Consider the following 25,548-nt stretch of genomic DNA (forward strand, 5'->3'; position numbering starts at 1 on the left):
TGACGGGGTATAAGATCACCAAACTAAAATTCGCTCTAGACCTCGAAGAGGAATTAATAAAAGAAATAGTACTCCTGTGTGGAGGGGATCCAACAAAGATGAATAAATCACCATAACGACTTTCGAACACTTATGGACGGAATCCGGCTACCGTGCCCGCCGTAGGTACAACCTACGGCGAACTGGGGTTAACGAGTAGTATTCTCATTATTCAGTATGCAATAGTTCCTCTATTCTATAAAAACCAAAAGCAGGTCTGTTATATAAATAGTACACTATGCTATCTTTATTGAAATAATAATATATGTATTCTGAGAAAGGTCTTGTGCTGCTGAACTTTAGTCTTTCGTTCACTGTATCATAGGCATAATATGAAAGATCAAGATCAATGCTGCCTTTTCTTTTGATCAATAATTGCGTATCTTTTTGTACTATTATGTCAAAGTATGCCGTTTCTTCATAGGAAGTATCGAACGTGCTCGCACCCGTAGGATCCCACCTCGACTCTTCATATCTTCCTACCATTTTAAGGTCTTCCCTTGCCATTTTTGCTATGTGATCTTTTGGCGATAAAGGATGTGGTTCAATGCCATTCTTTTTACAAGAGATGAAGCCTGCAATAAAGAATAAGAATAGATAAGAGAGAACGCTAAAATTCATTGCAGATATATTCATTACTCGCTATGCAGTATCTCTTCTGTTCGGCAAAAGGTAGATTTTTCGAGCATGTAGGATGAAATACGACCTTCTTTGTAATGATAGTGTATATCATCTTCATAATAACCAGTTGAACGCATCTTTCGAAATCCTAATATTGCATATGTGGTATCAGTAAAACGATAATTACATACATATTCTTCTCCTGTAGACTCTTTTATATAGATGTCCGTATCGTTCATCATCGAAATTTCATAATACAGTTCTTTTGTGATGGTAGTATCGTCACTTGGATAACCCGGAACGGCACAGCCATGATGATATTGCCCTGTCATTTTATGCTTCCCCACCATTTTAGGAATATACTCTTTAGGGGTTAATGTGCGCGGCGGGTCTATTATTTTCTTTTTACAAGAGACGAAGCCTGCAATAAAGAATAAGAATAGGTAAGAGATATATGTAATTCGCATAATGATAATTTTATTGCAAAAACTGTACCAAATGTATGTTGAGTTACTCACGGGAAATCTACTACTGCAGGATTAGTACAAAAATATTCTTCAAATTTTAGTTGGTGAATAAAATGCTCTGTCCATCTATCTGTATAGAATATATCGTTGTCTCGGAAGTGCAGGCTGTTATCGCCCTTTCGTGACCGGGCGGGGTAGGTACCCTCATATTTGTACCGTTCTCCATCAATATTGCGGAATAGACAGACGAATGAGAATGGCAGACCGAAATAGGCTATCAACTTACCATCGGGGCTTACGGCTATCTCTCCATCGAAGCCCGAATTGGCCTGGCCGCTCATGCTTTGCCCGTAGAAGTGCTGTGCTGAATACGATAAACTGATAAGGTTCCACACGCCGCCGCCATGGTCTATCAGGCAATTCACACGGTCTTGCCGGGTATGTATGTCGTAGCCGGTATCGAGGTCGTGGCTTACGAAGTATACCCTGTTGCCATGCACCGCCAGCTTGCCCAGTATGGCCAGGTGGTGGCTGTGCAGCAGGAAGTTGCCGGGACAGGGCACATATCTATACCGTATCGGGTCTATCACTTCGTAGTAGGCCAGCCAGCCATTCTGAGTGCGGTAATACAGCCTGTGTATGGGTGTACTGCTGTCGTATACCAGGCAGCCGGGGGCGGTAGTGCCGGGGTGGGCCGATGTGGGCCTCGGAGCGCCCGCAGGCTGGAACTGTGCCATTACTCGCTGGCCGGTATCGCCCGCTGCAAAATTGTCTTCTGCCGAGCGGGAAGGGCTGACCAAGCTCCATGCGCCAAACGACCGCAGAAAACCATGTACGCGCAGGGTGCCATCGCCCTGCCGGGCTATGTAATATACCCTGTCGTTGGCTGGATATATCAGCCCGCACTCGGCCCGTAGCCCCTGCCACAGCATCTGCCGCATCATAAAGCCGGGAATATGCCTGTAGTCCCAGATGTCTATTATATCGAACCCATGTATGTACCCGTCTACCCCTATGTACAGCAGTGTTCGGCCATCGGGGCTGGCCACGAGGTCGCTCTTTGCCTGCACCTGCCCGCCTGGTACATTCACCTCCTGACCATACTTCATTTTGGCCGCATAGGTGGGGCTTACGCCCAGCCATGTACCATTGTAGCGCACATAGCCATGTATATACCCATCGGTAGCTATGAAGTATATTTTGTCTTCGCCTACGAAGATAAGGGAGGATGCTGCATTGTGCAGACCATTGAATACTTGGTCGTCGGTAAAATTGTGATGCACCCATTCGTGTGGGGTGGCAAAGTCTCCGTTCCATAATTTTTTGATGGTCTCCTGCTGGTTGCCATACCCCGTTTCTGCACGATATGTAAAGGTGTCGAAAGTACCACGATAGCGTGTCGTTCCCCTTCGGCCATGGAACATATAATGCCCATTGTTATCTACACAGGGTATGGCATAGTAGAGGTTCTTTATGATGTTATTCCTATTATCGTCCGACTGGTTGGCGAACCAGCTAGACTGATCCCAGCCATACATCCACATTCCTTCTTTTTCTTCTGCACGCCCAGGGGCAAAAATAGCTCTACAACCCACTTCATAATCGTTGGACGACCCACCATCAAGCAGCAACATATAAGGCGTATGCTTGCATATCCATCCTTGAGGGTTAAGCCCCCCGGGGCTATCATTTATCAGGTTCCTTGGTTTGCCATTTACCATTACCCGTTCCCCTTTGTTCTTTACCATTAACACAAGAGGCTGATAGCCCGGCGTATACGATCCCGCAGGGTAGCCACTTGGTATGCACCACGGTGGGTCTGGTCGCGCTTGTGGTGGCAGAAAAGTAAAATAGTCGAACAATAATTGTCTTTCCCATGGTTTTACACGGTCACGAATAGACCTAGGCGGATCGTAATATGCGGTAGTTATCTTCCCGGTATCTGGATCGGTATGATATCGCCCATCTATCAGTACTACCCCTCTGTTCTTTGTTGCAGCGTATTGGCGGAGTTTGGTGAGTAAATTCCAATAACCTGCGTGGCCATTCCTTTTATCGACTTTATTTATCTCGAAGATATCACCTAGATGTATTCCCTCGCAACCACAGTCGATATACCTAGTAGCTATATAATAGAAGTACATTTGAGTTTCTATTCTTGACATATCAGGGAACAGCCCACGAGCAGGAATATACCACATTTGTTCATGGTCGAAATAGGTCGGATCTTTTCCGGGTGAAACGATATGGTGGGTCTGGCCAAAAACAGAAAGCACCCAAGTGGGTATCTTCACTTCGGTCATTACAGAGACAGCTTCATACACTGAAGCAGAGCATATCACATCGGGATCGAAAGAGTGTATCTCTCTTACATCGCTTTTAAGCCGGGCACATGTCAGGTCGAGATGGCCGTCATGGAATTGATCCCAGAAAAAGGCCATATCGTGAATGAACTTTGGCCTTATATCTTTTAGCATTGCCATTATCTCAGTGCGTTCGGTTTCAGAGACCTCGTGTTTCGACATACCCTGCATTATAATACTACGGCTGAGGTACCGGTGCATTACTTCCTGAGACATACTTCCATGAAAGCGGTAGGCAGGGTCGCCGCTAAGAGTCATTACGCCCGAGCTGTCTCCGCCACCGACGGGGCCGGTGAGTCGGCTTATATGTTCGCTGAATGTAGCAACGCCATCATTCGCATGCACTTCGGGGATAGCCCTGACCTTAGCAGGAAATGGGGCCGGGCCACCATTTGCGGTATCCTTCTGGGCGTCTGTTGCGCTATTCAGCGATCCGTTCTTTATTGTGGGGGGCATAGTGTATTATTTACTAAATGGAGTATTGTTGAACGCAGTACGGTCTGTGGCTTCGTTCAAGCCTGACCGCTGATGACAGCCACAGTCGTTATGTTGAGTATATCCGATCGAAGGACGATCATCTGTTCTGGTATATGGGTATTTACTTTCTATTCCGTACATCTGAGACAGGTAATTTCCCTGATCATTCCGAAGATCATAGAATGTTGAGGTTGCTTTATGACCATCGGTAGGTGAGTTCAAAAGATCTTTTGTCATAGTATTTGCTTTTAAAAGGTGATACTGTTCCAGTTATGATATAGGATAGCTCCACGCCTCGCTTTCTACGGTGATACCGAATGCCTCAGCATTTTGTGTAGTAACGCCTATGACGTAGCCGGGGGCCAGGTAGTAGTCCATATCTATGACCTGCTTGTAAGATGGCTCATAGGCCGACTGTGTGGTCTGCGGTACCATTACTTCTTTCATCAGGTAGAAGCTAGTGCCGCCATCGTTGCTGATGAAGATGCGTATGGCGCCATTGATGCTGGTGCTTTGCAGGGCCTTGATGGTGATGCTTTTGATATGCGAACCGTTGGCGGTAGCAGATGCGGTGAATACGGGATCGATAGTGCCGGAGCCATCGAGGTTGGGGTTGGCCTTGTCTATCAGGATCATACCCGTCTCGGCGGTGACCTGCCTGAAGTTGCAGCAGTCGGTAGGCAGGTCTTCGGGGTATACCCAGTCCAGGCCTTCTACGAATATATTGAATGCATTTTTCGTTTGGGTAGATGCTACCAGCTCATCGCCTGCGGCCAGCTTCAGGTCGCCTGTCAGTACGGTCTCGAACATGGGCAGCAGGGGCGTGGGCGTAGGTGTGGCCTGCAGTACGGGTGTAACAGGAACAGGTACCTCTTTGTACAGGATGATGGCCGTGCCCTTTTTGATGAACAGCCTGACCATACCAGCGGTAACGGGCGCAATGGCCTTGATGGATACGGACCTGATGGTAGCGCCTATGCCACCTGCGGTAAGGATACTTACAGTGTTGCCTGTACCATTGAGGGCAGGGTTTGCGGACGATACGGTATCGATACCTGTGTTGGCGGTCTGCAGGGAGTAGTCCTGGCAGCAGTTCTTACTTGAGCTTTGACACATGATGTTAATGATTAAAGGGTGAGATAATTAAAATCGTATAATCGAATGTATCAATGACCGCAATGTGCGGATACCGTATTTTTCCCGTTTTTTGAATGGGTTTTTTCCCGATGAGATATTTTACGATGCTAATACCTGTTCGGTTATATTGCATTTATTCTTTCTCGCATTCCCTGCCTACCTTTGCACTCCATTCCATAATTCTGATCATAACCTCATAGAAATGAATAACGCATATTTCGATTTTGCAGAACCAAAGAACGAACCGGTACTGGGCTATGCGCCGGGCAGTGCAGAGCGCAAGGCGCTGCAGCATGCACTGGCCGAAATGAAGGCCACCAAGCGCGATATACCCATGTATATAGATGGCGAGGAAGTGCGCAGCGACAATAAGGTAGAGATACGCCCGCCGCATGAGACAGCACACCTGCTGGGCCACTTCCACATGTCTTCGGAAGAGCATGTGCATGATGCTATAGATGCCGCACTGGATGCAAGAGAAAAATGGGCCGCTATGAACTGGGAGCACCGCGCATCTATATTTCTGAAAGCTGCCGACCTGCTAGCCACCAAATACCGCTATCGCATGAATGCGGCCACCATGCTGGGCCAGAGCAAGAACGCCTACCAGGCAGAGATAGACAGCGCCTGCGAACTCATAGATTTCCTGCGCTTCAACGTGCACTTCCTGAGCAAGATATACAAGGACCAGCCCATATCGCCCGCGGGTATGAACAACCGTATGGAGTACCGCCCGCTGGAGGGTTTCGTGCTGGCCGTTACCCCGTTCAACTTCACGGCCATAGGCGGCAACCTGCCTACCAGCGCGGCCATGTGCGGCAACGTGGTGGTATGGAAACCCGCTAATACACAGGTATATTCTGCCAGCGTATTTATGGAGATACTTATAGAAGCAGGCCTGCCTGCCGGTGTCATCAACCTCATATACCCTCCCGGCCCTATGGTGGGCGAGATATGCTATGCGCATCCCTACTTTGCAGGTGTGCATTTCACAGGTTCTACCGGTGTGTTCCAGAGCATGTGGAAGAGCATAGGCAATAACATCAGCCGTTACAGGTCTTACCCCCGCATAGTGGGCGAGACAGGTGGCAAGGATTTCGTATTCGTACACCCATCGGCCAATGTAGATGCCGTAGTGGCCGGCCTGGCGCGTGGCGCATTCGAATTCCAGGGGCAGAAATGCTCTGCGGCATCGCGCGCCTACCTGCCTGCCAACCTTGCAGAAGAGATAAAGAAAAAACTGGTAGCCGAGCTGGCCACCATGAAGATGGGCCCTGTGGACGACTTCACCAACTTCGTAAATGCTGTGATAGATGAAAAGGCATTCAAGAGCATTACTAAATACATAGATGGCGTGAAGAACGGCAATGGCGATGCCAAGATACTCTGCGGTGGCAACTATGACAGCAAGAAAGGCTGGTTCATAGAGCCTACAGTCATAGAGACCACAGACCCGTCTTATGTGACCATGTGCGAAGAGATATTCGGCCCTGTGCTTACCATATATACCTACGAGGCCGACATGTGGATACAGACACTAGAAGTACTGGACAGCACATCGCCATATGCACTTACCGGTGCCATATTCGCGCAGGACAGGTATGCCATAGAGTATATGACCAAGGCACTGGTGAACAGTGCAGGCAACTTCTACATCAACGACAAGCCTACGGGCGCAGTAGTAGGCCAGCAGCCGTTCGGCGGTGCGCGTGCATCGGGCACCAACGACAAGGCGGGCTCTATACTGAACCTCTACCGTTGGCTCAGTGCCCGCACCATCAAGGAGACCTATGTATCGCCTACCGATTACAGGTACCCCTTCCACCAGCCCGACAAGGCCGATAAATAATATTTACAGATACCATAACAAAAGCCACCCGGGGAAGGGTGGCTTTTGTGTTTGTGCTCTTTATCAGGAGAATAGCGATGCCTGTACCGGGCGCGATGATGTGTGTTGCCGGGCTACGGCCGCGCCTATCTCATATACCTCGGTCTCGTTGTAGCGCGATGCCACGGTCACATGTACATCGCCGGCATGTGGCCTGAAGGCCTCCAGCGCCACACCGGGATCATTGTTGTCGCGCGAGAGGTGTGAAAGGAACAGATGGCTCATATGCCCCGGCCGGTGCGTCCTGAATAGATCCAGCGCCTGCGCGTTCGACATATGGCCTTTATCTCCGCTGATGCGTTTCTTCAGGTGGTAGGGGTAGCGGCCGTTGGCCAGCATTTCATCGTCATAGTTAGTTTCCAGGAAGGCTGCATGGCACTGCCCGAAGTAGTGGGCCACATGATCGCAGGGGGCGCCTATGTCGGTGAGCACACCTATACGCACGCCGCTGCTTTCTACAACAAAGCTGTGCGCATCGGCAGCATCGTGCCACTTGGGAAAGGCCGTTACCATAAGCCCGCCTATGGGCACAGGCATATGCGCTACAAAGGCCCGCACATGCTGCAATGGTGGCTTGGTGATGCTGTTGTTCAGTGTGGCGGGGGTTATATACACCGGTAGTCCATATCGCTTCGATAGCACCTCTACACCTTTCACATGGTCTATGTGCTCGTGCGATATGAATATGGCCTTTATCAGGTCCATAGACAGACCCAGGCGGCGCATGCGTTTCTCGGTCTCGCGGCAAGATATGCCGGCATCTATCAGCACGGCCTCGCCGGAATTGCCTATGTAGTAACAATTGCCATTACTTCCCGAGTTCAGCGACGCTATGAATACCGACATGGGCGCAAAGATAAGCACGGCCGCAGTACGGCCGTGCTCCTGTTCTGTTGTATATTATGCAAATAGTGACAACGCCTAGTTACTGCTAGGCTTGTCGTTGGTCTCGTGCGGCGGGTACTGCGGGCGGCTCAGTTTTTTCAGTATACGCTCCGATAGTGTGTCGGAATATATGCCATAGCCTGTTACCAGTATGCCTTTCATGCCCGACGATGATTCTATGGCGTATACCGCAGCCTCATCGGCAGGATCGCTGTCGCCCTCATACCTGTATACCTTCTTTATCTCGAAGTCGTCTATCCCGAACCGGCCGGAATTGTATACGATGTGGTCGCTCTCTATATTGAAGTCTAAAAGATACCCTTCTTCCCTCAGGCTTTCTATTGCCTCGGTAACGGTACCATAATGAAGTGCCCTGTCCATAATGTAGTGGTTTTAGTGGTTTATAAAATGTGTGTGTTTTTATTCGTCTTTTGATGACGGCTATTTTTCATCCTCTGTTTCGCCGCCGGATAGCGGGAAGTGGGTATTGAGCCCGTCCAGGAAGCTCTTATGTTCTTCTTCGGCCTCTTCAGGTGCGGTCAGGTCGTCGTCCGTTTCTCCACCCGAGAGCGGGAAATCATTATTTACCTGTTTCAGCGCACCCTTTACCCAGGATGACAGGTCGTTGTTCTCCGTTTCTGTTCTGTTGTGCTTTTCCATAGTTGTATGTATTAGAGGTGTAGTAAAAGATGGGTCGATCGCAGAGCAGTGATACTGCCTTATGGCATTACTGTAAAGTTACCAACTGATACGTTAAAGGAATTTTAGATCGCCGGGCTATAACGTTATATATTTGTTACACCCTATCGCTTCTTCAGCGGGGGTACGAACATCTTTAGCAGTAGCGCATACAGCCCGGGATGGTTGGCTTCCAGCTTGTCCGGCCGCTCAAAAAAGTATTCGGCTATCACGGCAAAGAACTCTGCATCGCTGGTAGCGCCATACATATCTATTCCTCCGGTATCGCCTCCTTTCATTTCGCGTATGGTGTCGCGTATCATGCCTACCCATGGTATGATATAGGGATGTGACAGCAGGTATTCGGGTATACCGTCCACAGAGCCGTCGGCCTTGTCTATGAGGTGTACGAACTCATGTATCACCGTGTTGCGCCCGTCCAGCTCGTTCCGGAACGACTGCCAGAGTGCCTGCTTCGATAGTATCATTCTGCGATGCATCACCCCATCGCCTACCATGCCTGCTACATCGCGCCCGTCACCGCTCTTGCGGAAGTCGCGCGTGAAAGCGCCGGGATAGATAAGTACCTCATCTATATTGTTGTACCGCCAGTCGGGGAACGCGAATATGGGAATGATAGCCCCTGCGGCCACCAGCAGGCGGTCCTCGTCGCTCACGTCTACGCCCACTCCTCGTACCGATGTGTTCGCAAGAAAGCCCCGTACCCTGTTCAGGAACTGCTGCTTACCATCATCGCCCAGGTCGCTGAAAAAGGACACATTGTCGTTCAGGAATGCACCTGCATCTGCGGGCAGCTTATATTCACTTACTTTCCTTTTCTGCCTTGCATAGAAGTAGACGAACCATACCACGATACCAATAAAAAGCAGGACGCCTATCATAACAGGCACAATATCGCACATATTGTTCGCCCGCCATTGTGGAATTTGTCATCGGCTGCATCTTACTTACAGGCTCCTGGTTTAACTTGCACCTATACATACACCTCTTTTGCCATCCCTTGCACAACATACCGACCTCTCTGACGAGCAGCTGCTGGCCGCCTATCGCGATAGCCGTGACAATCGGTGGTTGGGTGCACTGCTGCAGCGCTATACCGCCCTGCTGCTGGGTGTGGGCATGAAATATCTCAAAGATCATACCTTGGCCGAAGATGCCGTGCAGCATGTATTCGAGACCACGCTCACTCGCCTGCCCGAAGGGCCGATAGCCAACTTCAAAGGCTGGCTGTATGTGCTGATGCGCAACCACTGCCTGCAACTATTGCGCGATAAGCGGTATATGGCCGATGAGACCGCCATACAGGAGGTAGAATACAGTGCGAACGGAGTGGAGGATGCCCAATGGCTGGAACATTCGCTGCAGCAGATGGCCGAGGCGCTGGAGCAGATAAATACCGAACAGCGCGAGGCCATAGAACTCTTCTACCTGCAAAAATGCAGCTATGAGCAGATCATTGAGCGCACAGGCTTTACCTTTATGCAAGTGAAAAGCTATATACAGAACGGCAAACGCAACCTTAAGGCCATACTGATGAAGAAACTAGGAAGTACAGAAAAATGAGCGCCCCGAACAACATACCGCCCACCGGCCGTAACAACGGCGAACGCCCAGGCCTTAGTGAGGAGCGCCTGCTGGCCTACCTGGAAGGAAGGCTGTCGCCGCAGGAGCAGCATGAGGTAGAGCTGTGGCTGGCCGACGAGGGCATGGAAAGCGATGCCGTGGATGGGCTGCGCCAGATGCAGACCGCAGAGCGGTCGCACTCCATAAACAGGCTGAACCATGGCCTGCGCAAAAAGCTGGGCCGCAAAAAGACCAAAAGGCGCGCCGCGCGCACCGATATCAATACCATAGTGGCCCTGCTGTTGGTACTATTGATGGCCGCCATAACATACTTGGTCATAAGGTATGCCATATGAGGAGTTAGGCTTAATAAATAACCTCAAATAGAGATATTTTCGTATCTTTATCAGCCTTAATTGGTATCGGCTCCGGAATGAATAACGAAAATCATGATATTGCCCCCATTGCTATAGATGAACAGAACCTACGCGCGCTCATTAACAATACCGACGACCCGCTATGGCTCGTAGATGTGCATCACAACGTATTGGAATGCAATGAGGCCTTCCGCACATGGGTGCACCACTTTACAGGCAGGCATATAAGCAAGGGCGATAATGTACTGCTGAACGGCGAGCATAAGATATACAACGACAAATTCGAGATGTGCTACAAGCTGGCTCTCAGCGGCAGCAACTTTCGTACTGTAGAGGATATGGTCATAAACGGCGTTCAACACTATACCAGTGTCACTTTCAAGCCCGTGATAGACTCATCGGGCCGGGTAACGGCCGTTAGCTGCTTCGCTCGCGATATCACCGAGCACCGCAAACACCTCTTTCGTATAGAGCAGCAGAATGCCGCCCTGCGCGAGATAGCCTTCATAGAGTCGCACCGCATACGCGGCCCAGTAGCTACGATACTGGGGCTGGAGCAGTTGTATAACTATACAGACCTATCCGATCCTATGAACAAGGAAATAATGGATGGCATCAAAAAAATGGGCCTCGACCTTGATGTCATTATCAGGCAGGTCGTTAAGATGTCCAACGAGATAGGGGTGTGACCTACCTCGTCAGCCGCACATATGCAAGGGTGCTGCCCGCAGTGATGCGCGCCATGTAATTGCCGGGTACAAGCTGTGTTATGTCCAGCTCGTTCCTGTTCACCCAGGTACCTACTTTTCTTCCCTGTACATCGAACAGTTCTATCACATACTGCTTCCATGCCGCAGGCATATCAAAACGTACATGGCCATCTGTTGCCGGGTTAGGGAAGGCGTTCACCTGTTCTACCCCCGGTGTGGCCGTTGCTACAGCGGTAGAGAATTCCGGGCGGTACCTGTCCTTGTAGCGTACAGTGGTCACTATCTCGGTATCGGCCAGGCTTATGGCCGATATCATCAGTGCCGGCTGGTGTTCGCCCTTTACCATCCACCTGTATTCTATGGTGGTACGCTCTATCCCGAACGTTTGCCCGCTGAAGTCTATAGAGTCTATCTCGTTTATCTCTGAACGTACACGCAGGCAGGGTGTAGGCGTCGTAAAGTAGGGGGTAGTGATGGTGCCCCATCCGTCCACACGCGTTTTGCGGTTGCCCTTCTGTTCTATAGACCCGAACACAGCTGCGCCGAACTTCAGGTGAAAATCGGCATTATAGCTATCGCCATAGGTGAGCGGCAGCCTGTACCATACATCGGGCAGGGTATAGTCGGCGCCTACGGGGAAGCCGCTTATAGTGGCGCTGAAGGCCTCTGCCACAAAGGCGGGCGGCGTCACATAGCAGTTGAAATAGGTATGCAGGTCTTTGATGGTGACGCCCGAGGCTATCAGGCCTATACCGGGTATGCTATCGGCCATTTTGGGGCCATAGGCATAGTCGGCCGTGATGCCGGGTATGAAGAGCGATCCCACCAGGGCAGGGTTCACCTCTGCAGGGCGTTTATATTCGTCCAGTCCCTGCGATGTAGGGAAGAGCGTGTAATTCCACACTTTGCCCGTACCACTGTCTGCCGCCCACGACAACACATCGGTAGCACTGGCATTGCTGAAACGCAGCGTATCGCGGTGTACAGGCATATCGGCCCCGGTTATGGTTATCTGGCCATAGGCAGGCGACAGGAATAGGAGTCCGGCAACGATCATGGACCAACGCATCGACATAGAGAGTAGATTTTTCACAAATGTAAGTTCATTAAAGTGTGATGGCAAATATGTGGTGAACATATTTATCGCAGCCATCGTCCTATCACCGGCATAGCGGCCAGTTCGTCCTTCTCTGTGCGCAATACTATACCCACAAAGGCCAGCATCAGTACCGTGGCCGATGCCAGCCGCAGCGGCAGGACAGCGGTAAAGTGCATTACCCCCCACTGTATACCGAAGAACAGCAGCATAAGGCCTATGTAGCGGCCCAGCCGGCCCACTTGGTAGTTGACCGGGAAGTAATGCTGCCCCATCACATAGCATACCACCATCATGATGGTGTAGGCCGCAAGTGTGGTCCATGCACAGGCATACATGCCATATATGGGTATAAAGATGTAATTGAGTGTCAAGGTCAGTACTGCACCTACGATGGTTATTATCATACCCATGTACATCCGGTCGGTTATCTTGTACCATACGGCCAGGTTGTAATATATGCCCAGGGCCACATTGGCGGCCAGCAGTATGGGTACTACACCCAGACCCTCGCGGTACTGCGAACCTATAAAGTATTTCCAGAGGTCTATATAGAGGGCAGTGAAGAGGAAGGCGCAGCAGAGCGTAATGACGAACCACTTCATGACGCGGGCATAGGTAGTGGCCGCATTCCTGTCGGCCGACCGGCTGAAGAAAAATGGCTCTGCCGACATCTTGAACGCCTGTATGAACAGGCTGATGAATATGGCTATCTTATAGTTGGCCGAATATATGCCTACCGCTATCTTCTGCTGCTCAGGGGTGCCTATATACAGCTTGCCCAGCATTATACGGTCTACCGTTTCGTTCACCATACCGCCCATACCTACTATGACCATGGGCCAACTATATTTAAATATTTGTTTCCACAATGCGGTATCAAAGCGCATGCGGTAGCCGCTCCATTCTTTGAACAGCAGCAGGAATGTGATGAAGGCCTGCCCAAGGTTTGCCCATAGCAAGAAACCGACCGGGGAGTTGCCTGTATACCATTTAGCGAATTCAGTTTCGGGGTGGGCTGCTACCTGGTTGGGGCAATATGCCATAAGGTAGACCGTGAGCACAATGTTCACAATGATACCTGCCACGCGTACTATGGCATATTTGCGCGGGCGCCCCTCTTGCCGTAGCCTTGCAAATGGTATGGCGGCAAGCGTATCTATGGCTATTATCAGCACACACAAGGTCACATATTCCGAGTGTCCTCCCAGCTCTATATAATCGGCTATAGGTTCGCGCAGCCATATAAGCAGAGCGCTGAAGGCCAATGTGCTCATGAGCAGTGAGCTGAATGTGGTATTAAAAAGACCGGTCTTGTCGGTACCCTTTGATGCGAAACGGAAGTATGCGGTCTCCAGCCCATAGGTGTACAGCACATTCACCAATGCTATAAAGGAATAGAGCATTGTGAGGTCGCCATAGGCCACCATACCCGATGGGTTGTTGAGTATATAAGTAATGATAGGGGTAAGCAATTGGTTCAGCAGCTTGGCCGCTATATTACTTACGCCATACCATATCGTTTGCCCCGCTAATTGTTTGAGGGATGCCATTTTCCGATGTCAAAAGTAGAAAGTAGTAAGTAGAATATTAGCAGGCAGGCCGATCTTTTACATTTCTATATTTCTATGATCATGCAGTATCGCTATTATAATGACCCGTTTCTTGGGTTCGTCTATATAAAAGTGTATACCAAAAGGAATATCGTACCGCATATGCATGAGGGTTCGTACTCAATCTGGAAATTGCTTGTATCAAAGCCGTTGCGAACCGCTTTTCCAAGCCTTCCTGCTGCTGTCTGTACCACGCTTTTGCTTCTTGGATGTCGCGCTTCGCGTCATCCAGGTGAACGGTACTATACTGCATGGTCAGTCTTCCTTATTCAGCTCATCCAGCAATTCATCTATTGGGCGCAGATCGTCAGAAGATGTAGCCTTTTTCAGACGGGGGTCTATCACATCTTTTTGCCATTGAGGCAATTCGCCTTCTATTGTTTCTATATCCGGATGTTTCTCCCTTATCTTATTCCATTCATCTATAGGAATAATAACAGCCGTGGGGCGGCCGGAACCATCTGCTATATACTGTAAGGACATACTACAAAATTAGCCCATTTTCCTAGAGGATAACCATGTATTAAGTCTATTTTCTGGAAAATGCTTCCGCGTAGTGGATGTTTGGGGTAAACGTGCCAAAATTCAATTATTTGATTTTCAATGTTTTATGTTTTTTGGCACAGCATTGGTTATATACCTGTCAAACCTACCTACGGCAGGCAGGCAAACAAACTAAAACAAACAAAAACGAACTACAATGAAAAACATCTTCAAGTCTCTCGCTCTCGCAACTGTTGCCCTGGTATCTTTCTCTAGCAGCTCTTTCGCACAGGCCACTGCAACTGCTTCTGCATCTGCTAACATCATCACTCCGATATCTATAGTAAAGACAGTAGATATGAACTTCGGTAACGTAGCCGTTTCTGCAACTATAGCAGGTACTGCCGTTCTGGCCCCTGCAGGTACACGCACTACAGGCGGTGCAGGTGGTGTTACCCTTCCTGCTACTACAGGTACCGTAGCTGCTGCCAGCTTCACAGTTTCTGGTCAGGGTGGTTATACTTACGCAATAACTCTTCCTACTTCTTGCACAATAACTGATGGTGCTACACACAACATGACCGTAGACAACTTTACCAGCTCACCTTCTGCCACAGGTACCCTGAGCGCGGGCGGTACTGAGACCCTGAACGTAGGTGCTACCCTGAACGTAGCTGCCGGCCAGGCATCTGGTCTGTACACCAATGCTACCGGTGTACCTGTAACAGTGAACTATAACTAATAAGAACTTTTTAAGAATAGGGGGAGGAAACAGTGATATAGTTTGGTGAAAGCGCTTTCGGAAACGGAGGCGCTTTTTTGTTGTCTGAACCTTGTCATCTATACTACTTAGTCGGCCAGGAACCCGAACTTTCCTGCATTATAATCTTCTATGGCCTGCTTTATCTCATCGTGCGTGTTCATCACAAAGGGGCCATAGCTCACATAGGGTTCGTTCAGCGGCTCGCCGCTCAGAACCAGCAGTATGGTGTTCTTTGTCGCTTTTATGTGTATATCACCGGCCTCGTTCTTTAGCTGCACATAGTGGTTCTCCGGTGCTGTATGATCGTTTATGCTCACCGCCCCATCCACTATCAGTATACCCGTATTGAATTTCGCAGGCAGCGTGAATCTCAGGTCGGCCCCTGCATTCAGGTGCATATCGTACATATGCACCGGCGAGAAGGTGCTGGCCACACCCTTTACGCCATTGTACTCACCTGCCACCACATACACAGTACCCATATTGGCAGGTAGCTGAATGGCCGGCTTTTCGGTATGTACTATGCTCTGGTATTTGGCAGGCGTCATTTTGTGGGCCTTGGGCAGGTTTATCCATAGCTGCAGCATCTCGAAAGCGCCGCCGCTCTTAGTATAGGTCTGCTCATGATACTCCTTATGCAGTACGCCGCCGCCTGCGGTCATCCACTGTATGTCGCCGGGTTTTATCACGCCATGGTTGCCCTTGCTGTCGTGGTGCTCTACAGAGCCTTTGTAGGCAAAAGTGATGGTCTCTATACCCCGGTGCGGATGCACGCCTACGCCACGCGATATCTCTGACGGCGGGTAGTTCACCTCGGCATTGAAGTCCAGCAGGAAGAACGGGCTCATGCGTTCCACAAAGCCCTTACCGCCCGGAAAGAAGTTCATCACCTTGAAGCCATTACCCACCATATGTGTATTGGTAGGCGACAGTACACCCTCTACACCCCTATATCCCGTTGCGCTTAGTTTCTCTGCCGCTTTTGCAGTGGTGCCGAACAATGAGCGCATATATACAAAGGCGCTGGCAAGAATGCCCGAACGTATGAATTCCTTTCTTTCCATAAAATAGATGTTTGTACATCAAATTTACGCATTGTGAGAGTATAGCCATACCGGCAACATCGATACATCCATCGGCAATATCTATATGGCACCTACAGCTTCACGAATTTTCCGCTATACATGCCATTCACCCTCACCAGGTACACCCCGGCAGGCATAGCGGATATATCTATACTCACCTGCGCCCGGTCATATGTATTGCTGAACATGGCCTTGCCCGACATATCGGTAATAACGATGTCCGATATCTTCACTGCGCTTACAATGGTCACTTCATCCCTTGCAGGGTCGGGGTAGATGCGTGTTCCCTGCACCATACCACCGGTGTTTATGCCGGTAATGGGGCATGCCTTCACATATACAGGGCGAGTGACACTCCTGGCAAAACACCAATTGGTGACCGTATAGATGATGGTATCCATACCCACGGTCATGCCTGTCACTACACCACCCGATACGGTGGTTTTGGCGTGCATACTGCTCCATGTGCCACCCGCAGTGGCAGATGACAGGGTGATATTGCCACCTGTGCAAAGTGTGTCGGGTCCCGATATAGCGCTGACAACAGGCGCATTACAGGTGATCTTGCGTACACGGTTGTTCAAACAATCGCCTGCGTACAGATTGCCGAAAGTGTCTACATATATTCCTTGGTGAAAATTGAGCTGTGCCGCGGTAGCAGGCCCGCCATCGCCCGAATAACCCGCTACAGATGAGCCTCCGGCTATGTTGGAAATGATACCTGTATTGATGTCTATCTTCCGTATCTTCTGGTTATCGGTATCGGCAATGATGATATTGCCCAACTTGTCTATGCATACACCTTTTGGCCTTTTTATCATGGCCAGTGTGGCCGCTCCGCCATCGCCGCTATAGCCCCATACACCTGTGCCAGCTATGGTAGTGATGATGCCCGATGCGCTTATTTTCCTTATACGGTCGCCCATCATTTCGGCCACATATATGTTGCCTGCCTTATCTACCGCCAGGCCCGATGGATGATTGATGCCCGCTGCTGTAGCAGGCCCGCCATCGCCACCCGATGTGGCTGTGCCATTGCCGCCTATGGTAGTGATGATGCCATCTATACCTACCTTCCGTACCCTGTTGTTGTGTGCATCGCTGAAGTATACATTGCCTGCGGAGTCCCAGAAAATGCCTTGCGGCTTATTGATCTTTGCTGCTATGGCAGGCCCGCCATCGCCACTATACCCGGCCACGCCTGTGCCTGCTATAGTACTGATAAGCGATCCCTCATTGTTGATGAGGCGCACACGGTCATTGTTCATGTCGGTGATAACAATAGAGCCAAAGGTGCTCACGGCCATGCCATACGGAAAATTGAGCTGCGCGGTAGTGGCCATTATACCATCGCCATTATAGCCTGCCACACCTGTGCCGGCTACTGTGGTGATAATACCTGTAGGGTCTACTTTGCGTATGCGGTTATTGCCTACATTGCCTATATACAGGTTGCCGTAGGTGTCCATACCTACATCGTATGGCTGCGATACGGCCGTGGCTGTGGCCTGTACACCATCGCCAGAGAATGTGGATGTGCCATTACCGGCTACTGTAGTGATGGTCTGTGCAAATGCGGGTATCGATATCAGGCATAGGAATGCCATGATCGTCTTCTTCATAAGGGGGTATTTTTACCTAAATTTAGTATTATATATCAAAAGCATTGAAATTATTTTCCTATCTTTGTACCCGAAACATTTTGTTCCAGCCTTTTTAGTGTCGGCAACTTTTTTGTCCGGCTATCGACTTTCGACCACCATATCGGGTTCATACAAGACACTTTGGGGTTTTATTTAACCAGAACCATTTTTACAAAAAATGACATTTAATGACCTGGGCCTTATTGCGCCCATTCTCAATGCACTTGAGACAGAGGGGTATAAGACCCCTACACCCATTCAGCAGCAGGCCATACCCATCATACTGCAAAAGCGCGATATACTGGGCTGCGCACAGACAGGCACCGGCAAGACGGCAGCCTTTGCCATACCTATACTGCAACTGCTGGATGCCGCACATGCCGAGCGCCAGCAACACAGGATAAAAGTACTGATACTGACACCTACACGCGAACTGGCCATACAGATAGGCGAAAGCTTTGCCGCTTACGGCCGCAACCTGCTGATGCGCCATACAGTGATATTTGGCGGTGTGCCACAGGGTGCGCAGGTACAGGCACTGAAAAAAGGAGTGGATGTACTTATAGCCACACCGGGCCGCCTGCTGGACCTGATAAACCAGGGCTACATAAATATAAAGACACTGGACATCTTTGTACTGGATGAGGCCGACCGCATGCTGGACATGGGCTTCATACACGATGTGAAACGCGTGGTAGCAATGCTGCCTCAAAAGCGGCAAACACTTTTCTTCAGTGCTACAATGCCGCCGGAGATACAGAAACTGGCCAATACCATATTGGTGAACCCGGAGAAGGTAGAGGTGACACCTGTATCATCTACCGCAGATACCATAGCACAGGCGCTTTACTATGTGGACAAGAAGGACAAGCGCATGCTGCTGCAGTATGTGCTGGATGCCGAAAAGATAACCCGTGCGCTGGTCTTCACGCGTACCAAGCATGGCGCCGACAAGGTGGTGAAAGACCTGCACAAGGCAGGTATAAAGGCCGAGGCCATACATGGCAACAAATCGCAGAATGCAAGGCAGCGCGCCCTGGGCAATTTCAAGGATGGTACACTGCGTGCGCTTATAGCTACCGATATAGCTGCCCGTGGTATAGATGTGGACAACCTGTCGCACGTTATCAACTACGAGATACCCGAGGTGCCCGAGACTTATGTGCACCGCATAGGCCGTACCGGCAGGGCAGGCGCCAGTGGTATAGCCATATCTTTCTGCGACGACGATGAAAAAGCAGACCTGAGGAACATCATAAAGCTCATAGGCAAGCAGATACCTGTGGTAGATAACCACCCGTATCCTATGGCATCGAGCGGGCAGGTGGTGATAAACCTGCCAAAGGGCAAAGATGTGGTAACAAGACCCGATGCTGTGGTCCTTAACAGACCTAATAACAACAACCGCCACAAGAACAGCAATAACAGGAATAACAACGGAAATAGGTCTGGCGGTAACAACAGGCACGGCAAGCCTGCGCAGGAAGGCAACAACGCTCAGAACAATAATACTGAACGGAGCACAAAACCTGCACAGCAGGGAGAGAACAGGCAGCACAAACAGAACGACAGGCCTGCCCAGCAGCCACAGCAGCGCAACAACAATAACAACAATAACAACAGGGATAACCACCTGCATGGCAACGACAGGCGCGACAACCGCCCTAAGCCTGCTGCTACAGAGAGGTCTGCGCCACAGCGCCCCGCCAGCTACGATGATGTGGACCTGTCGTGGTAAATGATATATGACATTAAAAAGCAGAAAGGCGCACCGTAAAGTGCGCCTTTCATTTTGCATGTCTTAGTATCAGTACCGGAATGTGACCTCTGTAGCGCCGAAGCCATACCTGCCGCTCCACTCGTTCTTGTAGCGGCCCACCTCGGGCGTGGCTTTCAGCATGGCGTGTACCTCATCGCGCAGCTTGCCCTTGCCCAGTCCATGTATCACTATCATACGCTCCAGCCGGTGCATGATGGCCAGGTGCAGGTAGCGCTCCAGTGTGTCCAGTTGTATCTTTATTATCTCTGCGTTCGATAGGCCCTTGCTATTGCTGCGCAGTTGCTCTATGTGCAGATCCAGCTCGTACCTGGGTTGCTCTGCGGTATGTTTGCTTTGCCCTATGGTCTTTGATGGCCCTATCGCCACGGGCTGCTCATACATGGGCTCCGGCTTTTTCTTTTCCTTTAGCTCTGCGGCCAGCAGGTAGCTGAAAGATGGCTCATTGCCCTGCTGTATAGAGGTAATGTGCTCGAACAGTTTTGCGGGTTTTATCCGTACTATACCCTCTGCCATGGTCTCGTCCGGCGCTGTCAGTGTCCAGTTGAAGCGTGGCTGGTCGTTCATTTCGGCATATGGTATGCTGTGCAGGTATATATTGCCAAAGGCATGCAGTCCGCCTTCCAGCCTGAAGAGCGAACGCTCTGCCATTCGTACATCATATACGAAGCGGATGTTCACCGGCAGCTCGTTCAGCAGGAAGACCTTTACATGGCTCACCATTTCCTCCATATCATCCGTTCTGAACTCGGGTATGAACGAAAGGTAGGCGCCCTTTGCCATACGCCTGGTAGTGGCAGGCAATTTCTCTACCGGTAGTTGCACTGGCATGGCGCTTTTTTTCTGCACGCTCTTTTTCTCTGTGAACCATTTCAGGTATGGGTGGTCTACATCATCATTATACACCGGGAATACCGTGCCCGCTACCTCTACTTCCACCATTTTCTTGTTCACAATGGCCACTACACGCCCTTCTTCGCCTGTGCGTTTCATTACTATCTTATCGCCTATCGAGAATTTCATCTTTCTTGTTGTTTGCTTGCCTCTATCCGCTCTTTTATGAAGGCCACCATCTGCCTCACGGCCTTGCCGCGGTGGCTTATGCTGTTCTTCACATCGGGTGGCAGTTCTGCAAAGGTCTGTGAATATCCCGTGGGAACAAAAATGGGATCATAGCCGAAGCCTCCATCACCGCGTTTCTCCATTATTATCTGCCCCTCGCACACCCCTTCGAAGTAGTGGAGCTCACCCTCCCATACCAGGCATATCACGGCCTTGTAGTATGCGCTGCGGTCGGTAACGTTGGCGATATCGGCAAGCACTTGCTGCAGGTTGGCCTCATCGTCCCGGCTGCCGCTGTAGTGTGCGCTAACCACGCCCGGCCTGCCACCCAAGGCATTCACACATATGCCGCTATCATCGGCAAATACGTTCAGCCCGCTGTGGCGGTGTATGGTCTCGGCCTTTGTGCGGGCATTTTCCTCAAAGGTGTGGTAGGGCTCAGGTATATCGTCCTTAAAGCCTATATCCTTTAGCGACAGTAGTGTCACATTGTCTATCATCTGTTCTATCTCGCGTATCTTACCCTTGTTGTTCGATGCCACAACAAGCCTGTGTGCCGATGCATGCTCCATGTGCCAAAAGTAAAAAGGAATGGCGCAATTCGCTATGGTTCGTACTTTTGTTGCCATCCACCCTTTTTGCGCCGATGGCCAACATCACCCTTTTGTCAGACCTGGGAGTACAGGATGCCGCTGCGGGTATCGTAAAGGGTATGTTGTATAGCTGGGTGCCCGACGCGCGCATCACCGACATCAGCCACGAGGTCACACCCTTCGATACCGTACAGGCGGCTTATGTACTGGGCAGCGCTTACAGCAGCTTTCCCAAGGACACAGTGCATGTGGTGCTGGTAGATATATTTGCCGAGGCAGATACCCTCTTATTGCTTGCTGTGTATGATGGTCATTACTTCCTCGTTCCTGATAATGGTATTCTGCAAATGGCGCTGGGCGATAGTGGGGTCGAAACATGGGTATGTCCCATCGTCTCTGGTGAGCACCCATACGATGCATGGATGGCTACTGTAGCGGGCATCATAAATGGCCTCTCCACTATGTCTCCCGCACAATTGAGGCTGCGCCCCTTGGCCATAGAACCTGTACCACCTGCGGAAGCTGCTGTTGCAGGCCCGGAGGTACTGTGCCGTATACTGCATATAGATAAGTTCGGAAATGTGGTGACGGATATGACCCGCGACCGTTTTGATATGCTGAACCACAGCGGCAATTTTTCCATCACCATAGGGGGGGACACGATACGGAAGGTGAGCAACTACTATACCGATGCCATAAAGGGCGATCCGCTTTGCCGTTTCAACCGGCGTGGCTACCTGGAGATATGTGTGAACAAGGGTGATGCATCAGCCGTGCTGGGGCTGAGGATAGGCGGTATTCCTAACGATATAAAAATAATTTTTGAATGATAGTACGAATAGTACAGATGAGCTTTCGCGATGAGGCCGTAGAGGAATTCACTATCCTGTTCAACGAGCGTAAGGAGCGTATACGCCACTTCGATGGCTGTACCCACCTGGAGCTATGGCAGGACACTGCAAGGCCGTATATATTCTTCACCTACAGTAAATGGGAGTCGCAGGCCGCGCTGGATAAATATCGTTTCTCCGAGTTCTTCAAAGATACATGGGGGCGTACCAAGGCGCTCTTCGCTGATGCGCCACAGGCGTGGAGTGTAGAACAGCGGCATGTGGTAGAGTAGGGGCCTCTCCCCAGTCCTCTCCGAAGGAGAGGGAGGTGTTTACGGCTCTTAGGGCTGGCTAACGGTTGCCGAACAGCATACTGCCTATGCGCACCATATTGCCGCCCTCGGCAAGGGCTATATGGTAGTCGCTGCTCATACCTATAGAGCGTATGGCAAAGTATGGCTTGCCCAGGAAGGATGTCTCTGCAAGGTGTATGAAAAAGTTGTTCAGCCGTGCGAACTCGCTGCGTATCTTCTGCTCATCATCCGTGTTCGATGCCATGCCCATCAGGCCGCAGATGCGCACGTTCTGCATGTCTTCCTTTTGTGCGGTATAGTATTCCATCAGCTCAAAGATGTCTGCCTCATCCATGCCGAATTTCGTCTCCTCATCGGCTATGTGCATTTGCAGCAGCACATCTATCACACGGCTGTTCTTTGCGGCCTGTTTGTTTATCTCCTTCAGCAGGCCAAAGCTGTCCACTGCATGTACCAGGTGCACGAAGGGCGCTATATACTTCACCTTATTGCTTTGCAGGTGGCCTATGTAGTGCCATTGTATATCGGCAGGCAGTTCTGCCTGTTTGCTCACCAGCTCCTGCACATAATTTTCGCCAAAGTGCCGCTGCCCCAGGTCGTACAGCTCCTTTATATCGCTTGCAGGTTTCGTTTTCGATACTGCTACCAGCGTAGCTCCCGCAGCGGCCAGTTCTTTATGCAATGTTTCCCAGACAGCTCTGTTCACCATAATGAAAGTTGTATAAAAAAGCCGGAACTCTGACAGAATTCCGGCTTGTTATCTATTGAATGTTCTTAGTTGGCATATTCGCTCATGAACTTGATGCGCATCATTTTCAGGTGCTCTATGCTCACGTCCCTGTCCTTGAATTCTTCATAGGCGCTCTCCATATCATCGTCATGGCTGTTGCGGAAGTAGTCGAAGATGTCCTCCTGCTCGTTATCGTCCAGTTCCTGTTCCAGGCAGTAGTCCAGGTTCAGGCGGGTGCCGCTGGCCACTATGGTCTCCATCTCCACCAGTAGGTCCGGCAGCGACAGACCCTTGTTCTTGGCTATGGTCTCCAGTGGTATCTTCTTGTCTATGTTCTGAATGATGTACACCTTCATGCCGCTCTTGTTCACCACGCTTTTCATCACAAAGTCGTCGGGCTTCACTACGTCGTTCTCCTCTACATACTTGGCTATCAGCTCTACGAATTTTTTACCATATCGCAATGCCTTGCCCTTGCTCACACCCTGTATCTTCTCCAGTTCGGTAAGCGTGGTAGGGTAGTTGGTGGCCATATCCTCCAGCGAATTCTCAAGGAATATCACGAAGGGTGGCAGGTTCTTCTCCCTGGCCACCTGCTTGCGCAGGTCCTTCAGCATCTCGAAGAGCTGCGGGTCGGTGGTAGAGGTACCGCCGCCGGCGGCGCTTGTCTCCTCATCGTCACAGGTGGCCTCTTCATACTTGTGGTTCAGCGCCACCATTATAGAGTATGGCTTCTTGTGGAATTTCTGTCCCTTCTCGGTTATCTTCAGCAGGCCATATTCTTCTATGTCCTTGCGTATCATGCCTTCCAGCATCATCTGGCGTATGAGCGAGTTCCAGAAGTTGGCATCCATCTGCATCACCAGTCCTGCGCCGAACGACTTCAGCTTATCGTGCCTGAAGGTATGTATCTGCGGATTGGCCTTGCCCAGTATTATGTTCACCACATAGTCTATGCCAAAGCGCTCATCCAGTTCCTTTATGGCATCCAGGGTTATCTTTATGCTGTCCTTTACTTCCAGCTTTTCCTTGGGGTTCTTGCAGTTGTCGCAGTTGCCGCAGTTAGTGGACTTGTATTCCTCGCCAAAATAGTGCAGCAGCAGCTTGCGGCGGCATACGCCGCTCTCTACATAGGCCAGCGTTTCTGAGATAAGCTGTGCCCCCATCTCGCGTTCGCTCAGCGGCTTGTCGCGCATCAGGTGTTCCAGCTTCTGTACGTCCTTGTGCGAGTAGTACAGCAGGCATTTTCCCTCCATACCGTCACGGCCTGCACGGCCGGTCTCCTGGTAATAGTTCTCCAGCGACTTAGGTATGTTGTAGTGTATCACAAAGCGCACATCGGGCTTGTCTATGCCCATGCCAAATGCTATGGTGGCCACTATCACGTCCACTTTCTCCAGCAGGAACTGGTCCTGCCTTTGCGAGCGTATCTGTGCTTCCAGGCCTGCATGGTAGGCCACGGCGCTTATGCCATTGGCCTGCAGGGTCTGTGCCAGCTCTTCGGTCGTCTTGCGGTTCAGCGTGTATATGATGCCGCTCTTTCCCTTCATCGTATTGATGAACTTCACAATGCTTTTCAGCGTCTGTTCCTTGCTTATCTTGGGCACTATCTCGTAGTACAGGTTGGGCCTGTTGAACGAGTCTACGAATATCTGCGGTTCGCGCAGCGCCAGGTTCTTCACTATGTCGTCCTGCACCTTGGGAGTAGCAGTAGCAGTAAGGGCTATGATAGGCAGCTCGGGGTCTATCATGTCTATCATGTCGCGCAGCTTGCGGTATTCGGGTCTGAAATCATGTCCCCATTCCGATATGCAGTGCGCCTCATCTACCGCTACGAACGATATGTTCAGGTCGGAGAAGAAAGATATGTTCTCTTGCTTGGTGAGTGTTTCGGGTGCTACATACAGCATTTTGGTGCGGCCGTCCGTCAGGTCGGACTTCACTTTCTTTTGCTGCGCCTTGCTCAGGGTCGAGTTCAGGAAGTGTGCTATGTTATCGCGAGAGCTGTAGCCGCGTATCAGGTCCACCTGGTTCTTCATCAGGGCTATGAGTGGAGATACTATGATGGCCACACCGTCGCTCAGCAGCGCGGGCAACTGGTAGCAGAGCGATTTGCCGCCACCTGTGGGCATTATCACGAATGTGTCCTTGCCCGACAGTATGCTTTTTATTATTTTCTCCTGCTCGCCCTTAAAAGAGTCGAAACCGAAATATTGTTGTAATTCTTTCTTGAGGTTCACCTTTGCACCACTACCTACTGCGTTCATACACAAAATATTAACTTGTAATTAGAATTTCTGCAGACCAAAACATTACGAGAAATGATATTTCTG

25 protein-coding genes are annotated in these 25,548 nt (G+C 50.3%); 8 read left to right on the plus strand and 17 right to left on the minus strand.

Going from position 1 to position 25,548, the window contains the following annotated elements; translation table 11 throughout:
• Positions 1-207: 207 nt before the first annotated feature.
• From ABD843_RS11200 to ABD843_RS11215, 4 genes are all read right to left on the minus strand, one after another.
• On the minus strand, positions 208-675 hold the full coding sequence (locus ABD843_RS11200) for a hypothetical protein (protein ID WP_345083091.1): 468 nt from the start codon (positions 673-675) through the stop codon (positions 208-210).
• Complete coding sequence (locus ABD843_RS11205) at positions 675-1,127, minus strand: hypothetical protein (RefSeq protein WP_345083095.1); 453 nt, start codon at positions 1,125-1,127, stop codon at positions 675-677. The genes ABD843_RS11200 and ABD843_RS11205 overlap by 1 nt, the downstream gene beginning before the upstream one ends.
• Before the next feature lie 47 nt (positions 1,128-1,174).
• Positions 1,175-2,761 carry a hypothetical protein gene (locus ABD843_RS11210; protein ID WP_345083098.1) on the minus strand — a complete coding sequence of 529 codons (1,587 nt, stop codon included), beginning with the start codon at positions 2,759-2,761 and terminating at the stop codon, positions 1,175-1,177.
• A 1,476-nt stretch (positions 2,762-4,237) separates the two neighbouring features.
• The gene (locus ABD843_RS11215) at positions 4,238-5,083 is read right to left on the minus strand and encodes a hypothetical protein (RefSeq protein ID WP_345083101.1); all 846 of its coding nucleotides are present in this window, start codon (positions 5,081-5,083) and stop codon (positions 4,238-4,240) included.
• A 223-nt stretch (positions 5,084-5,306) separates the two neighbouring features.
• On the opposite strand from ABD843_RS11215, the gene pruA reads away from it, so the two are divergent.
• A complete protein-coding gene (gene pruA, locus ABD843_RS11220; RefSeq protein ID WP_345083104.1) occupies positions 5,307-6,953 on the plus strand; it encodes an L-glutamate gamma-semialdehyde dehydrogenase in 1,647 nt (548 codons plus the stop codon).
• 63 nt (positions 6,954-7,016) lie between these two features.
• Here pruA and ABD843_RS11225 read toward each other — a convergent pair whose 3' ends face one another.
• The 4 genes from ABD843_RS11225 to ABD843_RS11240 form a co-directional block, all read right to left on the minus strand.
• Positions 7,017-7,838 (minus strand): MBL fold metallo-hydrolase, encoded by an 822-nt coding sequence (locus tag ABD843_RS11225; protein WP_345083107.1) that lies wholly within the window; start codon positions 7,836-7,838, stop codon positions 7,017-7,019.
• Between the two features lie 75 nt (positions 7,839-7,913).
• A complete protein-coding gene (locus tag ABD843_RS11230; protein ID WP_345083110.1) occupies positions 7,914-8,258 on the minus strand; it encodes a hypothetical protein in 345 nt (114 codons plus the stop codon).
• 60 nt (positions 8,259-8,318) lie between these two features.
• Entirely contained in the window at positions 8,319-8,537 is a 219-nt protein-coding gene (locus ABD843_RS11235; protein WP_345083112.1) for a hypothetical protein, read from the minus strand.
• A 143-nt stretch (positions 8,538-8,680) separates the two neighbouring features.
• Positions 8,681-9,457, minus strand: coding sequence for a M90 family metallopeptidase (locus tag ABD843_RS11240; RefSeq protein WP_345083115.1), 777 nt, complete (start codon positions 9,455-9,457; stop codon positions 8,681-8,683).
• A gap of 109 nt (positions 9,458-9,566) precedes the next feature.
• On the opposite strand from ABD843_RS11240, the gene ABD843_RS11245 reads away from it, so the two are divergent.
• The 3 genes from ABD843_RS11245 to ABD843_RS11255 all read left to right on the plus strand — a co-directional run bounded on the left by ABD843_RS11245 (position 9,567) and on the right by ABD843_RS11255 (position 11,205).
• Positions 9,567-10,139, plus strand: coding sequence for an RNA polymerase sigma factor (locus ABD843_RS11245; protein ID WP_345083118.1), 573 nt, complete (start codon positions 9,567-9,569; stop codon positions 10,137-10,139).
• Positions 10,136-10,495 carry an anti-sigma factor family protein gene (locus tag ABD843_RS11250; RefSeq protein WP_345083121.1) on the plus strand — a complete coding sequence of 120 codons (360 nt, stop codon included), beginning with the start codon at positions 10,136-10,138 and terminating at the stop codon, positions 10,493-10,495. Before ABD843_RS11245 ends, ABD843_RS11250 begins: the two co-directional genes overlap by 4 nt.
• Before the next feature lie 77 nt (positions 10,496-10,572).
• Positions 10,573-11,205 carry a PAS domain-containing protein gene (locus tag ABD843_RS11255; protein WP_345083124.1) on the plus strand — a complete coding sequence of 211 codons (633 nt, stop codon included), beginning with the start codon at positions 10,573-10,575 and terminating at the stop codon, positions 11,203-11,205.
• A gap of 1 nt (position 11,206) precedes the next feature.
• On the opposite strand, the gene ABD843_RS11260 is transcribed toward ABD843_RS11255, so the two are convergent.
• The 3 genes from ABD843_RS11260 to ABD843_RS11270 form a co-directional block, all read right to left on the minus strand.
• Positions 11,207-12,301 (minus strand): T9SS type A sorting domain-containing protein, encoded by a 1,095-nt coding sequence (locus tag ABD843_RS11260; RefSeq protein WP_345083127.1) that lies wholly within the window; start codon positions 12,299-12,301, stop codon positions 11,207-11,209.
• A gap of 65 nt (positions 12,302-12,366) precedes the next feature.
• Positions 12,367-13,875, minus strand: coding sequence for an oligosaccharide flippase family protein (locus ABD843_RS11265; protein ID WP_345083130.1), 1,509 nt, complete (start codon positions 13,873-13,875; stop codon positions 12,367-12,369).
• A gap of 315 nt (positions 13,876-14,190) precedes the next feature.
• Positions 14,191-14,418, minus strand: coding sequence for a hypothetical protein (locus ABD843_RS11270; RefSeq protein ID WP_345083133.1), 228 nt, complete (start codon positions 14,416-14,418; stop codon positions 14,191-14,193).
• A gap of 217 nt (positions 14,419-14,635) precedes the next feature.
• On the opposite strand from ABD843_RS11270, the gene ABD843_RS11275 reads away from it, so the two are divergent.
• A complete protein-coding gene (locus ABD843_RS11275) occupies positions 14,636-15,160 on the plus strand; it encodes a DUF4402 domain-containing protein (RefSeq protein ID WP_345083136.1) in 525 nt (174 codons plus the stop codon).
• A 107-nt stretch (positions 15,161-15,267) separates the two neighbouring features.
• On the opposite strand, the gene ABD843_RS11280 is transcribed toward ABD843_RS11275, so the two are convergent.
• Both ABD843_RS11280 and ABD843_RS11285 read right to left on the minus strand, forming a co-directional pair.
• Positions 15,268-16,245, minus strand: coding sequence for a pirin family protein (locus ABD843_RS11280; protein WP_345083139.1), 978 nt, complete (start codon positions 16,243-16,245; stop codon positions 15,268-15,270).
• Between the two features lie 92 nt (positions 16,246-16,337).
• Positions 16,338-17,888, minus strand: a complete 1,551-nt coding sequence (locus ABD843_RS11285) for an NHL domain-containing protein (RefSeq protein WP_345083142.1) — start codon at positions 17,886-17,888, stop codon at positions 16,338-16,340.
• 199 nt (positions 17,889-18,087) lie between these two features.
• On the opposite strand from ABD843_RS11285, the gene ABD843_RS11290 reads away from it, so the two are divergent.
• On the plus strand, positions 18,088-19,647 hold the full coding sequence (locus tag ABD843_RS11290; protein ID WP_345083145.1) for a DEAD/DEAH box helicase: 1,560 nt from the start codon (positions 18,088-18,090) through the stop codon (positions 19,645-19,647).
• A gap of 69 nt (positions 19,648-19,716) precedes the next feature.
• On the opposite strand, the gene ABD843_RS11295 is transcribed toward ABD843_RS11290, so the two are convergent.
• Positions 19,717-20,709 (minus strand): Smr/MutS family protein, encoded by a 993-nt coding sequence (locus ABD843_RS11295; protein ID WP_345083148.1) that lies wholly within the window; start codon positions 20,707-20,709, stop codon positions 19,717-19,719.
• Positions 20,706-21,320 (minus strand): RdgB/HAM1 family non-canonical purine NTP pyrophosphatase, encoded by a 615-nt coding sequence (rdgB, locus tag ABD843_RS11300; RefSeq protein ID WP_345083152.1) that lies wholly within the window; start codon positions 21,318-21,320, stop codon positions 20,706-20,708. Before rdgB ends, ABD843_RS11295 begins: the two co-directional genes overlap by 4 nt.
• A gap of 74 nt (positions 21,321-21,394) precedes the next feature.
• Here rdgB and ABD843_RS11305 point away from each other — a divergent pair, with 74 nt between their 5' ends.
• Together ABD843_RS11305 and ABD843_RS11310 are read left to right on the plus strand one after the other, a co-directional pair.
• Entirely contained in the window at positions 21,395-22,171 is a 777-nt protein-coding gene (locus tag ABD843_RS11305) for an SAM hydrolase/SAM-dependent halogenase family protein (protein WP_345083155.1), read from the plus strand.
• Complete coding sequence (locus ABD843_RS11310) at positions 22,168-22,464, plus strand: putative quinol monooxygenase (RefSeq protein ID WP_345083157.1); 297 nt, start codon at positions 22,168-22,170, stop codon at positions 22,462-22,464. The genes ABD843_RS11305 and ABD843_RS11310 overlap by 4 nt, the downstream gene beginning before the upstream one ends.
• Positions 22,465-22,522: 58 nt before the next feature.
• Here the strand turns inward: ABD843_RS11310 and ABD843_RS11315 are convergent, their stop codons facing one another.
• Together ABD843_RS11315 and recQ are read right to left on the minus strand one after the other, a co-directional pair.
• Positions 22,523-23,194: a YggS family pyridoxal phosphate-dependent enzyme gene (locus ABD843_RS11315; RefSeq protein WP_345083160.1), complete on the minus strand. Its 672-nt coding sequence runs from the start codon at positions 23,192-23,194 to the stop codon at positions 22,523-22,525.
• A gap of 65 nt (positions 23,195-23,259) precedes the next feature.
• Complete coding sequence (recQ, locus tag ABD843_RS11320; RefSeq protein WP_345083162.1) at positions 23,260-25,482, minus strand: DNA helicase RecQ; 2,223 nt, start codon at positions 25,480-25,482, stop codon at positions 23,260-23,262.
• Positions 25,483-25,548: the final 66 nt, after the last annotated feature.

The organism is Nemorincola caseinilytica, from assembly GCF_039540515.1.
GTDB lineage: Bacteria > Bacteroidota > Bacteroidia > Chitinophagales > Chitinophagaceae > Nemorincola > Nemorincola caseinilytica.